Origin of the sequence: Brevundimonas vesicularis, from assembly GCF_032067225.1 — a bacterium.
Taxonomy (GTDB): Bacteria; Pseudomonadota; Alphaproteobacteria; order Caulobacterales; family Caulobacteraceae; genus Brevundimonas; species Brevundimonas vesicularis_F.
In genome coordinates, this window is sequence record NZ_DAMBJX010000016.1 from 44,754 (window position 1) to 57,366 (window position 12,613).

Sequence of the window (12,613 nt, forward strand, 5' to 3'; positions counted from 1 at the left end):
GTCGATCTTGTTGGCGGCGGCGACTTCGCGAGCCATGCGGTCCAGGGCCGATTCATAGAGCTGGCGCTCCGAATAGGACTGTTCCGGCTGGGTGTCGGCGCGGTGCAGGTCGCGAACCACTTCGGCGATGGAGATCAGGTCTCCCGAGTTGATCTTGGCTTCGTATTCCTGGGCGCGACGCGACCACATGGTGCGCTTGATGCGCGCGCGGCCCTTCAGGGTGGTCAGGGCCTTCGTCACGACGTCGTCGGCGGCCAGCGAACGCAGGCCGGCCGTGACGGCCTTCTTGGTCGGGACGCGCAGGGTCATCTTCTCGTGGTCGAAGGTCACGACATAGACCTCCAGCGACATGCCCGCGACTTCCTGGGTCTCTATCGCCGCCACCTTGCCGACGCCGTGCGCCGGATAGACGACCGCGTCGCCAACCTTGAACTCCAGACCAGTCTTGCTCGTCATAATCGTCCTTTCCCGGTCAGGGCCGGGCGAAACGAAGGCGCAGGAAACGCAAACAGGATCTCACCCGCCGGATCGCTCCGTCGGAGGGGATGATGTTGGGCGTCAAAAGCGGAAACGGATCACCAAACCTCTGGCCGATCCCGTCTAGGGCGGGATTCTGTCGCAAACACGGGCGGCGCGGAGATTTCGCGGACCGCCCGATCCAATGAAACAGAACCTATCACAAATCTGCGGAATTTCAAAACGTCCACAGGGCGGACGTGCAAATACGGCAAGGCTTGAGCGCCGCCAGTCCTTGAATCAGGAACCCTTGCCCGGCTTGGGGCTGAAGTATTTCTCGTATTTGCCCGTTTCGCGTTCGTACTGCTCGCGGTCGGCGGGGGGCGTGCCCTTGACGGTGATGTTGGGCCAGACCTTGGCGTATTCGGCGTTGACCTGAAGCCATTTGCCGTCGGGCTCGTCCTCGGTGTCCGGCACGATGGCGTCGACAGGGCATTCCGGTTCGCACACCCCGCAGTCGATGCATTCGTCGGGCGCGATCACCAGGAAGTTCTCGCCCTCGTAGAAGCAGTCCACCGGACACACCTCGACGCAGTCCATGAACTTACATTTCACGCAGGCGTCGGTGACGATGTAGGTCATTGGGCGAAAAACGGGTGTCGATCTGTGGGCGGGAGGCCTGCGACATGGCGGCCACGCAACCAACTGTCAACAGCGCGGCTTAAGGCGAGAGCCATTCGCAGCGCCTTGACAGAACAGCGCCTAATCGCAACTGTATTGATTGCATATCCGCCCCATCGACAGGAACTCACCATGCGCACCCCCTTCATGAAATACGCCGTCGTCGGCGCTGCCGCCCTCAGCCTGGTCGCAGGCGGCGCGGTCGTGGCTCAGGCCGCCCTGACCAAGAACCCCGCCGAAGTCACCGCCGGGACCTACGATCTGGATTCCGGCCACGGCAAGATCACCTGGTCGGTCAATCACTTCGGCCTGTCGACCTATACGGGCCAGTTCGTGAACGTGAAGGCGGTGCTGAAGCTGGACCCGGCCAACCCGTCGGCTTCGACCCTGACCGCGACGATCCCGCTGACCGACGTGGCGCCGAACGACGATCGGCTGAAGGCCCACCTGCAGACCGCCGACTTCTTCGACACCGCTAAATATCCGACGGCGACCTTCGTCTCGCGCTCGGTCACGGTCGACGCCGATGACGCCAACGAGGCGACCGTGGTCGGCGATCTGACCCTGAAGGGCGTGACCAAGCCCGTCACCATCGAGGTCGAGTTCAACGGCGCCGGAACCGTCATGGGCGCCTACAAGGCGGGCTTCGACGGCGAAGCGACCATCAAACGCTCGGACTTCGGCATCAACTACGCCCTGCCGGCCGTCTCCGACGAGGTGAAGCTACACATCGAAGGCGAGTTCGTGATCCAAAAGTAAGGGGCTAGCGCGATTGGCTGCTTCGCGCCGCCCTCCGGGTCGCGCTGCTTGAGCCCGTTAGGGTTCAATCGTTCTGTAAAGGGCGCGGGCCTCTTCGGCCGGTCCGCGCCTTTCTCCCAACGCCTCGACCTTCAGGCTGGTGACCCGACCGTTCTGCGCGAAGGTCAACAGGTCGCCGACGTGAACGCACCGGCTGGGCTTGTCGAGCCGCGTCTCGCGTCCCTGATGCGTCAGCCGCACCGCGCCCCGCTCCACCAGACCGGCCGCCAGGCTGCGCGTCTTCACGAACCGCGCGCGCCACAGCCAGATGTCGATGCGACAGGCGTTCTCGTTCAAGCCTTCGCCTTTCGGCGCGGCCGACGACGCTTGGGTCGCGCAGGCGGCGCTTCGGTCAGGGCGGCCAGCGCCGCGAAGGGAGAGTCCTTGACGATCTTCGGCGCCGCGCCCGGCTTGTCGGGCAGGCGGGCGCGTTCGACCTTCAGGGCGGCGATGATCTGTTTCGCCTGATCGGCGCGCCAGCCCAGATCGGTCAGAGCCTCGTCGGACAGCCGGCCGTGATTGGCGGCCCGCAGCTCGGCCATCTTCTCCAGCGTCTCGACCGGCGCCAGCCACCGTCCCGCCAATCGCAATCCATGCGCGGACAACAGCCGCGCCGAGGGCGGCTCCACGGGCGCGGGGATCAGATCGGGCGTCGCCGGGATCAACGGCGCGGCGATGAAGGCCTGGGCGAAATGGCGCGCGCGCGGCTTCTGAAGGCCGGGCAGCCACACCGAATGCGCCCCGATGCGGATGGCGAAACTGCGCAGCGTACGGCGCTCCACCTGGCTCAGCGCAGCCAGATCGCGCTCGACCTCGCGCCGGTCGATCACGCCGCCGGCCTCGATCAGGCGAAAGGCGATGCCCCTCGGCAGACCTTTCAGCGCGCCGCTCTCCACCGCCTGACGCAGCCGTCGCAGATCACGCAGCGCACGGCCCGCTTCCGCCGCCAGCCACGCCTCGATCCGGCGCTGGGCGCGCTCGCGGGCGGGCGTCGGCCCCAGATCGCCCAACAGACGCACGGAGGGCGTAAAGGGATCGACCCCTTGCGGCGTTGCATTGATCTGCGCCGTCAGCACGCCGCGCCACAGCACCGCCCCGTCCGGCGTGACCGAAAAGCCTTCGTCGGTCTCGGCCGCCAGGCGCCCCAGCCGTCGATTGATCTCGGGCGTCACCGCACGCACGGCCGCCTGGCGCAGGGTCCGGTCTTCCAGGGCCGACGAGCCCTTCTCCATGTGGAAGCGCACGCCCTCCAGCTGGCCGACGACCTGACCCTCGACCGTGACCTCGCCGTCATCGGCGACGCCTGCAAACGTGTCTTCGCGCACGTTCAGCGCTCGCATCAGGGCGGTGGTGCGGCGATCCACGAACCGGGCGGTCAGCCGCTCGTGCAGCACGTCGGACAGCCGGTCCTCCAGCGCGCGGGTCTTGTCGCGCCAGCCTTGCGCGTCGTGGACCCAGTCCGGCCGGTTGGCGATGTAGGACAGGGTGCGCACCGCCGACAGCCGCGCCGACAGCTGGTCGATCTGACCGTCGTCACGATCCACGAAGGCGAAGCGCGGCGCCATCCAGTCGTCGGTCAGCCGGCCGCGCTTGCCGGTCAGGGCGTGGAAGACATCCTTAGCCAGCCGGGCGTGTTCATCCAGCGTCGTCTTCTGGAAGTCGGGCAACTGGCACGCTTCCCACAGACGCATGACCGCCCCGCGCGAGCGCCCCACGCGCGCGATCTCCTCGTCCTTGATCAGACGCCGCAGCAGGGTCTCGTCCAGCGCCTCCGCCGTCAGGCTCAGCCCCGATCGCTGGGGCGTCACCGTCAGCGAGCGCAGCAGATCGGGCTGGGTGTCGAAATCCAGCCGGGCGTTCCGCCACTCTGCCGCCTCGATCGGATCGAACCGATGCTCGACCACCTGTTCGACCAGATCGGGGTCCAGATCCTCGGCCTCGGCGGTGACGCCGAAGGTGCCGTCGCGCAGATGCCGGCCGGCCCGCCCGGCGATCTGGCCGATTTCATGGGCGTGAAGCCAGCGGGTGCGCCGCCCGTCGAACTTTCTCAGGCCCGCGAAGGCGACATGGTCCACATCCATGTTCAGCCCCATGCCGATGGCGTCGGTGGCGACGAGGAAATCGACCTCGCCCGACTGATACAGGGCCACCTGGGCGTTGCGGGTGCGAGGAGACAGACTGCCCATCACCACCGCCGCGCCGCCGCGCTGACGCCGGATCAGTTCAGCGATGGCGTAGACCCGATCGGTCGAGAAGGCGACGATGGCGCTGCGGCGGGGCAGGCGGGTCAGCTTCTTGGACCCCGCATAGGACAAGGTGGACAGCCGGTCGCGCGTCACGATCTCCACGTCCGGGACAAGGCGGCGGATCAGCGGCTCCATGGTTCCGGCGCCTAGGAACATCGTCTCGAACCGACCGCGCGCGTGCAGTAGCCGCTGGGTGAAGACGTGGCCGCGTTCGGGGTCGGCGACCAGCTGGATTTCGTCGATGGCCAGAAACTCGACCGATCGCTCCAGCGGCATGGCCTCGACGGTGCAGACGAAATAGTGCGGGCGCGGCGGGACGATCTTTTCCTCGCCCGTGATCAGGGCGACGGCCGCCACGCCGCGCTGTTTGACGATCCGCTCATAGATCTCGCGCGCCAGCAGGCGCAGCGGCAGGCCGATCATGCCCGAGGCGTGACCCAGCATCCGCTCGACCGCCAGATGGGTCTTGCCGGTGTTGGTGGGCCCCAGGACCGCAGTCACGCGGGACGGGGCGAGGCCTGCGGACCGGTCGCTCATGTCGCGACTAAGGTGGCGACGAATCTCTTCGGGCTCAAGCGTCGCCGGCGCGCATTCCGATCCGGACCAGGGTGGACAGGTTTGCGGCCTGCATTTTCGTCATCACCTTGGCGCGAAAGATTTCCACCGTGCGCGGGCTGATCTCCAGCCTTTGGGCGATCTCCTTGTTGGAACAGCCGTCGATCAGGGCGTCGAATACCTGACGCTCGCGCGGGGTCAGGGTGTCCAGTCGGGCCTTGGCGTCCTCGCGCGCGATCCGCTCGGCCTCAAGACTGGTCAGCGAGGCCAGGCAGCTGGAAACCGCGTCCAGCATTCGCTGCGGATCGAACGGCTTTTCGACGAAATCCACGACGCCCGCCTTCATCAACTGAACCGCCAGCGTCACCTCCCCATGACCCGTGATGACGATCACCGGCCAGGTGTCGCCGCGCAGGCTTTTCAGGCGCCCGACCAGCTCAGAACCCTGAAGCCCCGGCATCCGCACATCGGTGATGACGCAGGCGCTGCGGTCTTCGGGCAGATTGGTCAGGAAGTCGTCGGCGCTGAGGAAACTGCGCGCCCGATACCCCGCCCCGCGCAGCATCAGCACCAGGGCGTCGCGCATGGCGGGGTCGTCGTCGATGATGAAAACGGAGTGCGGGCTCATCAGATTTCGGACTCCGTGGGACGCGGCAGACGAAACGAGAAGGTCGCTCCACCCTGAGGATTTCGGCTGACGACCAGGGTCGCGCCGTGGCTTTCGACGATTGAACGCGTGACCGACAGCCCCAGACCCATGCCGCCGGCCTTGGTCGTCGCCATTGGATGAAAGATGCTGTCGATTCTGTCTTCGGGGATGCCGTCGCCATTGTCGCACACCGCGATCTCATAGCCATCCGCGCCCAGCGTCCGGCCGGTCACCGTCACGCGCGCGCCCTCGCGTCCGATGACGGCGTCCACGGCGTTGCGCACCAGATTGGCCAGCGCCTGCTGAATTTGAATGCGGTCGGCCAGAACCTGATCGTCGTCTTCTTCCACATCCAGAGCGATCGTCGTGTCGGTGTCCTGTCCCGTCAGGGCGAAGACCGGCGCCAGGTCTAGGACGATCAGCGAGGCGCGCTCTTCGGTGAAGGACCGCGAACCTGTGGCTACCTGTTCGCGCATGCGCCGAATGATGTCGCCGGCGCGCAGCAACTGGGTTTTGGCCAGGTCGATGGTCCTGGCCGGCCCTTCCGCGACCGTCCCCAGCTGTGTCAGTTCGGCTTGGCCGGCATGTAGATAAACGGTGGCGGCGGTCAGCGGCTGGTTCAGTTCGTGGGCCAGGGTCGCGGCCATTTCGCCCATCGAGTTCAAACGCCAGACGCTGCTGAGCTTGTCGTTCAGGTCGCGCTCGCCCTTGCGGATCATCTCGGCCTGGCTTTGATCGCCCAGCGTCAGGACGATGTGTTCGGGGGCGATGTCGTCGGGGAGCACGTTGGCGTGAAGCGTCAGCGGCGGCCCGGGCGCATCTATACTCCCGCTCGTCCAGGGGCCGGAGGAGGGGGCCAGCACCTCGCCGCCCTGGCGAGCCTTCGCCAAAGCGGCGTCGTCGAAGCCGGGCAGCAGCGATCCGAAAGGCTGCGCCATCGCCGCCTCTCGATCCACACGCAGAAGATCGGCGGCGGCCGGGGTCACGCGGCGCGTGCGGCCTTCACGGTCCAGGGTCACGATCGGCGTCGTGGCCACGATGGTGTCGAGCAGCATCTCGCGCAGCGCCAGATCGCGCGTCAGGGCGCGGGCCTGTTCCAACGAGTCGATCAGCCGACGACAGACCTCGGCGATGACCCAGGCGATGACCGCGAAAAGCGCGGCGTTGGTCGCCGCATCCAGCACGCTTTCGCGATGCACCAGCCACAGGTTGGCCCCGATGGCCAACAGGATCGCGAGCACGACCGCCCCCCTTTGCGCCAGCAGAGCCGTAACAATCACCGCCGGGACCAGCGGCAGATAGTAGAAGTTTCCAAACGGTTCGAGCGCGCTGCGAATCAGCGTCGCCACAAGAACAGCCAGACACGCGATCAATACCCCGCTCCACCATGTCCTGGACCTGAAGATCATGTCTTCGTACTGTTCCTGGGCTGCTGGATATATTTCATCGGAGTATGAATGGGGATGCGAAAACTCGCCAGACCTCAAGCTGGCGGGCCTCGCCGCTTTTCTGACAACTTTCGTATAGGCTCATTTCGACTACGTGAACATACGTATTCGCTCAAATTCGGTTTGGAGTGACCCGCATCCCTACCGATGCCGCGGCTTGGACGCTGGGCGAGCCACCTTATGGGTTACGCAATCCTACATACGGTCCGGTTCAGATTTAATATTAATCATCGCCTCATCCTTGGGCTTCAGAATGCAGAAGCTTCAGGGATCATCATGTTTCGTTCGTCAGCCTTCTTTGTTGTCGCGGCAGTAGGCCTCGCAGCACCGATCACCTCCCAGGCCCAATCGTTCGGCCTCGATGTCGGTGTCGCCAGCCAGTATGTCGGCAAAGGGCTGGGCAAGAGCAATCAGGACGTTGCGCCTTTCGCCAAGGCGGAAGCCAGCTTCGGCGAAGGCTACGTCAGCGTCTTCGTCTCTGACGCCGCCGGATCTCAAGGCTACGACATGGAAATCGTCAGCATGGTCGGTTGGCGACCCAAGGCGGGCGGTTTCACCTTCGATCTGGGGGTCATGAATCGCGACCTGCCAGGGTCGCGCGCCGGCGTAGACAAAAACTACTGGGAATATCAGGCGGACGCTTCACGCAAGCTGGGCCCCGTGGCGACGCGCCTGCGCGTCAACTATTCGCCCGACGGCTTTGCGGCGACGAAAGAGGCCTGGTGGCTGGAGCTTCAAGGCGCGGTCTCCGTCGCCGCCAAGACAAAGATTTCGGCCGCCGTCGCCAACCGCATGGCCGACGGCGGCGTCGACTACAACGCCTGGAATGTCGGCGCCAAACAGAAGCTGACCGACGCCTTTGCCGTCGATCTGCGCTGGTACGACACCGACCGCCACAGCGCAGGCGAGCCCTATGAGGGTCGCCTCGTCGCCGCCGCCACCTATTCGTTCTGAGTTACCGATCCACCGGGGGATGCTGAGTTGAAGTTGATTGAAAATATGCCCGTCGGCCGCAAGCTGTTCGCGGCCTTTGGTCTCGTTTTGGCGGCGATCGCCGTCATGGGCGTCGTCGTCGTCACCAGCCTGCTCCAGCTGGAGAAGGCCGGCGAAGTGCGCACGGTGGAAAACCAGGTCAATCGCACCACGGCGACGGCCGAGTTCTACATGGCGCGCCAGGAGAACGCCTTCCGTGGCTACCTCTTGTCTCAGGACCCCTACTACATTGAACGCGTCGATGCGCACCGCGGCAAGTTCCTGGCGGCCATGGACGAGCTGCGCGGCGAACTGCCCGCCGACCGCGCCGCCCTGGTCGACAAGGCCGTGGAAGGCAATGCGACTTGGTACAAGAATGTCGTGGAAGCCGGTTCTGCGATGGTCCGCGACGGTCGCGCGGCCCAGGCCGTTCAGATGGTCGGCCGCAACGGAACGGCCGACAACTACGTCGCGCCGGTCGAAGACACGATCGACCAGATCAAGAGCGCCAATGATGTGGCGCGCAAGGCCTCGGCCGAGGCTCAGGCCGCCGCCAGCCGCACCGCGCTGATCGCCACGATCGTGGGCCTGATCTCGGCGCTGGTGATCGCCCTCATCGCGGGCTTCGTCGCGACGCGCTCCATCGTGCGCCCGATCTTCACGATGATCGGCTATATGCAAAAGCTGATGGCCGGCGACACCGACATCAAGGTCGCCAGCGCCGAGCGCAAGGATGAGTTCGGCAAGATGGGGCAGGCCATCGTGGCCTTCCGCGACGCCGCGATCGAAAAGGTCCGCGTCGAACGGGACGCCCTGGCGCAGCGCTCGATGTCTGAGCAGGAGCGCGCCGAACGCGAGGCCGACAAGGCGCGCGAAGCCGCCGAGGACGCCCAAGCCATCGGCGCCTTGGGCGAAGGTCTTTCGGCCATGGCGAACGGGGATTTGACCTACCGGATCGACATCGAGTTCAGCGCCAAGGCCGCGCAGCTGAAGTCCGACTTCAACGCCGCCATCTCCCAGCTGCAACAGGCCGTCTCGGTCGTGGTCAACAATGTCTCGGGCATTCGCTCGGGCGCCGGCGAAATCTCGCAGGCGGCCGACGATCTGTCGCGCCGCACCGAACAGCAGGCCGCCTCGTTGGAGGAAACCGCCGCCGCCCTGGATGAGATCACCGCCACGGTGAACAAGACCGCCTCGGGCGCCCGCCAAGCCTCGGACGTCGTCCAAGCCGCGCGCGGCGACGCCGAGAAGAGCGGCGTGATCGTTCGCGACGCCGTCCAGGCCATGACCGCCATCGAAAGCTCGTCCACCCAGATCAATCAGATCATCGGCGTCATCGACGAGATCGCCTTCCAGACCAACCTTTTGGCCCTGAATGCGGGCGTCGAGGCCGCGCGTGCGGGCGAAGCCGGTCGCGGCTTTGCGGTGGTCGCCTCCGAAGTTCGCGCCCTGGCCCAGCGTTCGGCCGAAGCTGCCAAGGAGATCAAGACCCTGATCTCGGCCTCGACGGGTCAGGTCGGCTCGGGCGTCAAACTGGTCGGCGAGACCGGCGAGGCCCTGCAACGGATCGTGGACCGCGTCGCCGAGATCGACAGCCTGGTCACCGAAATCGCGGCCTCGGCCCAGGAACAGGCTGTCGGTCTGGCCCAGGTCAACACCGCCGTGAACCAGATGGACCAGGTCACTCAGCAGAACGCGGCCATGGTCGAGCAGTCGACCGCCGCCAGCCATTCGCTGGCCCAGGAGGCGGAGAGCCTGCAAGCCTCGGTCGCTCAGTTCCGCGTCGGGTCTTCGCCGTCGCGCGCCGCTGCGCCCGCGCCGGTTCGCACGCCTGCGCCCGTCGCCAAGCCCGCGGCTCGCTCCAATCACATGGTCGCCGCCCTGAAGACCATCGGCCGTAGCGGCGCCGCGCCCAGGCCTCAAGTCACCGCCGCCGAAGACGGTTGGGAGGAGTTCTGATGACCGAAACCCTGATCCTCTCCGACGTGTTGGACCTGAATGCGGCCGAGCCTCTGAAGGCCGAACTGCTGGCCCTGCGCGGTCATCCGGTGGTCCTGGACGCCTCTGCGGTTCAGCGCCTGGGCGGCCTGTGCCTTCAGATCCTGCTGTCGGCGCGAAAGACGTGGGCGGCCGACGGCGTCAACCTAAGTTTAGGGTCTGTGTCCCAATATTGGACGGAACAATGGGCGGCCTATGGCGCGCCGGACTTCAGCACCGAGGGGGCGTTGGCATGACCAAGACCGTTCTGACGATCGACGATTCACGCACCATGCGCGACATGCTGCTGATGGCGTTGGAAGACGCGGGCTATACCGTGATCCAGGCGGTGGACGGCGTGGACGGTCTGGAGACCTTGGCGTCCAAGGGCGCCGACGTCATCATCACCGACATCAACATGCCGCGCATGGACGGCTTCGGCGTCATCGAGGGCGTCCGCGCCGATCCGAACCACCGCACGACCCCGGTGCTGGTGCTGACGACCGAGAGCGACGTCGAGAAGAAGGCCCGCGCCCGTGCCGCCGGCGCCACCGGCTGGATCGTCAAGCCGTTCGACCCCGCAAAGCTGGTGGACGCCGTCCGCCGCGTCGCCGCCTGATCGCCTGAAGCCCGCCGGACCCCGACCTAATGGACGCCTTCGAAGCCATCAAAGCCACCTTCTTCCAGGAATGCGACGAACTGCTCGCCGACCTGGAAGCCAAGCTGATGCTGCTTGAACAGGGTCAGACCGACCTGGAGACGATCAACGCCGTCTTCCGCGCCGTCCATTCGGTCAAGGGCGGGGCAGGGGCCTTCGGCCTGGAGGCCTTGGTCCGGTTCGCCCACGTCTTCGAGACCCTGATGGACGAACTGCGTGCGGGCCGTAAGCCGTGCGACGCGATCACCATCAAGACCCTGTTGCGCGCCTCCGATGTGCTGGCCGACCACATCCAGGCCGCGCAAGGGTTGATCCCGCCGGTGGACGAGGCGCGGTCCGCCGCCCTGGTCGCCGAAATGCAGGTCCTGACCCATGGCGGCGAGGCGCCGGTCGAGGTCGAGGAAGACGAAGACGATTTCGGCTTCACCCCCATGGCCTTCGACATGGCGCTGGACGAGCCTGCGTCCCTGCCCATCGCCGACCTGGGCGCCGACGCGCCGTCGTTTGGCTGGCGCATCGTGTTCAAGCCGATGGGGCGGATGTACGTCAACGCCAACGAGACCAGCCTGTTGCTGCGCGAGCTGGGTCGTCTCGGCCCCGTCACGGTCGTCGTGGACGAAAGCGAGACGCCGACGCTGGACGCGCTGTCGATCGACGACGGCTGCCTGACCTGGACGGTCGATCTGGCCGCCGCCGTCGATGAGGCGGCCGTGCGCGAGGTCTTCGATTTCGTCGAAAGCGACTGCGACCTGACCATCACGCCTCTGGGCGCCGGCGGTGATGAACTCGCTGCGTTCGAAGACGAGCCGGCCGCCGTCCTGCCCGCCAGCGACGACCTGGATATCGCCGCCCTTCTGGCCAAGGCTTCCGGCGCCGCCGCCGAACCGGCGGCCGAGATCGTGCCGTTCGCTCCCCTGGAGCCCGAGCCCGCGCCGGCCCCGATCGCCGCTGCGCCGGTCGTCGAGCCGGTTGCCGCCCCTGTCGCCGCACCCGTGGCGGCGACGCCCGCGCCGGCTGCCGCCCTTGTCGCGCCCGCGCCGGTGACGATCCGCGTCGATCTGGATCGCGTGGATCGCCTGATCAACGTCGTCGGCGAACTGGTCATTCAGCAGGCGATGCTGTCGCAGCGCGTGCTGGAAAGCGGTCTGGCCCGCTCCTCGGGCATCGCGCTCGGCCTCGAAGACCTGGAACTGCTGACCCGCGAGATCCAGGACAGCGTCATGGCCATCCGCGCCCAGCCGGTGAAGTCGGTGTTCCAGCGTATGCCGCGCCTGGTGCGCGAAGTCGCCGACATGGTCTCCAAACAGGTCCGTCTGGTCACGGCCGGCGAGGACACAGAGGTCGACAAGACCGTGGTCGAACGCTTGGCCGAACCCATTACCCACATGCTGCGGAACGCCATCGACCACGGACTGGAAACGCCCGAGGAGCGCGTCGCCGCCGGCAAGCCGGCCGAAGGTACGGTGCGCCTTGCCGCCCTTCACCGCTCGGGCCGGATCGTCATCGAAATCTCCGACGACGGCCGCGGCATCAACCGCGAACGGGTCAAGAAGATCGCCGTCGACAAGGGTCTGATCGCCGCCGACGCGCCCCTGACCGACGAACAGATCGACAATCTGATCTTCGCGCCGGGCTTCTCCACCGCCGCCGTCGTGTCCGACATTTCGGGCCGGGGCGTGGGCATGGACGTGGTTAAACGCTCGATCCAGGCCTTGGGCGGACGCATCTCCATCAGCTCGGTTCCGGGCAAGGGCTCGACCTTCACCCTCAGCCTGCCGCTGACGCTGGCGGTGCTGGACGGCATGGTCGTCGCCGCCGCCGAACAGACGCTGATCGCGCCGCTGCCGGCCATCGTCGAGAGCCTGACTCCGCAGGCCGTCGATCTGCATTTCGTCGGCGGCGTGGATCCCGTCATTCGCTTCCGCGATCGGTTCCTGCCGCTGATCGACGTGGCTCTGATCATGGGCTTCCGCGAACAGCCGATGAACCCGACCGAAGGCGTCGCCGTGGTCGTCGAGACCGAAGGCGGCCAGCAGGCGGCCCTGCTGTTCGACGCCATCCAGGGCCAGCGCCAGGTGGTCATCAAGAGCCTGGAAACCAACTACCAGCAGGTCGAGGGCGTCGCCGCCGCCACCATCCTGGGCGACGGGCGCGTCGCCCTGATCCTGGATGT

The 12,613-nt window shown here is 66.3% G+C and carries 12 protein-coding genes; 6 read left to right on the top strand and 6 right to left on the bottom strand.

Features of this window, described 5'->3' with window-relative positions:
• Together RT123_RS05990 and fdxA are read right to left on the bottom strand one after the other, a co-directional pair.
• Positions 1-456, bottom strand: a 456-nt coding sequence (locus RT123_RS05990; RefSeq protein ID WP_313008334.1) for a CarD family transcriptional regulator, incomplete at its 3' end; no start/stop codon positions are given.
• 300 nt (positions 457-756) lie between these two features.
• A complete protein-coding gene (gene fdxA, locus RT123_RS05995) occupies positions 757-1,098 on the bottom strand; it encodes a ferredoxin FdxA (RefSeq protein WP_017505910.1) in 342 nt (113 codons plus the stop codon).
• Positions 1,099-1,269: 171 nt separating this feature from the next.
• Between fdxA and RT123_RS06000 the strand changes: the two genes are divergently transcribed.
• The gene (locus RT123_RS06000) at positions 1,270-1,896 is read left to right on the top strand and encodes a YceI family protein (RefSeq protein ID WP_313008335.1); all 627 of its coding nucleotides are present in this window, start codon (positions 1,270-1,272) and stop codon (positions 1,894-1,896) included.
• Positions 1,897-1,953: 57 nt separating this feature from the next.
• Here the strand turns inward: RT123_RS06000 and RT123_RS06005 are convergent, their stop codons facing one another.
• The 4 genes from RT123_RS06005 to RT123_RS06020 are packed head-to-tail and all read right to left on the bottom strand — an operon-like array spanning position 1,954 to position 6,734.
• Positions 1,954-2,232, bottom strand: coding sequence for an RNA-binding S4 domain-containing protein (locus RT123_RS06005; RefSeq protein WP_313008336.1), 279 nt, complete (start codon positions 2,230-2,232; stop codon positions 1,954-1,956).
• Positions 2,229-4,718, bottom strand: coding sequence for a helicase-related protein (locus RT123_RS06010; RefSeq protein ID WP_313008337.1), 2,490 nt, complete (start codon positions 4,716-4,718; stop codon positions 2,229-2,231). Before RT123_RS06010 ends, RT123_RS06005 begins: the two co-directional genes overlap by 4 nt.
• Before the next feature lie 34 nt (positions 4,719-4,752).
• Positions 4,753-5,364, bottom strand: coding sequence for a response regulator transcription factor (locus tag RT123_RS06015; protein ID WP_307508974.1), 612 nt, complete (start codon positions 5,362-5,364; stop codon positions 4,753-4,755).
• Positions 5,364-6,734, bottom strand: a complete 1,371-nt coding sequence (locus tag RT123_RS06020) for an ATP-binding protein (RefSeq protein ID WP_313008338.1) — start codon at positions 6,732-6,734, stop codon at positions 5,364-5,366. The genes RT123_RS06015 and RT123_RS06020 overlap by 1 nt, the downstream gene beginning before the upstream one ends.
• A 375-nt stretch (positions 6,735-7,109) precedes the next feature.
• On the opposite strand from RT123_RS06020, the gene RT123_RS06025 reads away from it, so the two are divergent.
• From RT123_RS06025 to RT123_RS06045, 5 genes are all read left to right on the top strand, one after another.
• A complete protein-coding gene (locus RT123_RS06025; protein WP_313008339.1) occupies positions 7,110-7,787 on the top strand; it encodes a TorF family putative porin in 678 nt (225 codons plus the stop codon).
• A gap of 45 nt (positions 7,788-7,832) precedes the next feature.
• Positions 7,833-9,764 carry a methyl-accepting chemotaxis protein gene (locus RT123_RS06030; RefSeq protein WP_313008347.1) on the top strand — a complete coding sequence of 644 codons (1,932 nt, stop codon included), beginning with the start codon at positions 7,833-7,835 and terminating at the stop codon, positions 9,762-9,764.
• Complete coding sequence (locus RT123_RS06035; protein WP_313008341.1) at positions 9,764-10,039, top strand: STAS domain-containing protein; 276 nt, start codon at positions 9,764-9,766, stop codon at positions 10,037-10,039. Before RT123_RS06030 ends, RT123_RS06035 begins: the two co-directional genes overlap by 1 nt.
• Positions 10,036-10,401 carry a response regulator gene (locus tag RT123_RS06040; RefSeq protein ID WP_039246220.1) on the top strand — a complete coding sequence of 122 codons (366 nt, stop codon included), beginning with the start codon at positions 10,036-10,038 and terminating at the stop codon, positions 10,399-10,401. The genes RT123_RS06035 and RT123_RS06040 overlap by 4 nt, the downstream gene beginning before the upstream one ends.
• A gap of 29 nt (positions 10,402-10,430) precedes the next feature.
• A partial coding sequence (locus tag RT123_RS06045) for a chemotaxis protein CheA (protein ID WP_313008343.1) occupies positions 10,431-12,613 on the top strand: 2,183 nt, incomplete at its 3' end.

Bases quoted from the DNA above. Each gene is read 5' to 3' on its own strand.
- fdxA (WP_017505910.1), bottom strand. From the start codon at position 1,098: ATGACCTACATCGTCACCGACGCCTGCGTGAAATGTAAGTTCATGGAC.
- RT123_RS06040 (WP_039246220.1), top strand. From the start codon at position 10,036: ATGACCAAGACCGTTCTGACGATCGACGATTCACGCACCATGCGCGAC.
- RT123_RS06035 (WP_313008341.1), top strand. From the start codon at position 9,764: ATGACCGAAACCCTGATCCTCTCCGACGTGTTGGACCTGAATGCGGCC.
- RT123_RS06015 (WP_307508974.1), bottom strand. From the start codon at position 5,364: ATGAGCCCGCACTCCGTTTTCATCATCGACGACGACCCCGCCATGCGC.
- RT123_RS06000 (WP_313008335.1), top strand. From the start codon at position 1,270: ATGCGCACCCCCTTCATGAAATACGCCGTCGTCGGCGCTGCCGCCCTC.
- RT123_RS06030 (WP_313008347.1), top strand. From the start codon at position 7,833: ATGCCCGTCGGCCGCAAGCTGTTCGCGGCCTTTGGTCTCGTTTTGGCG.
- RT123_RS06010 (WP_313008337.1), bottom strand. From the start codon at position 4,718: ATGAGCGACCGGTCCGCAGGCCTCGCCCCGTCCCGCGTGACTGCGGTC.
- RT123_RS06025 (WP_313008339.1), top strand. From the start codon at position 7,110: ATGTTTCGTTCGTCAGCCTTCTTTGTTGTCGCGGCAGTAGGCCTCGCA.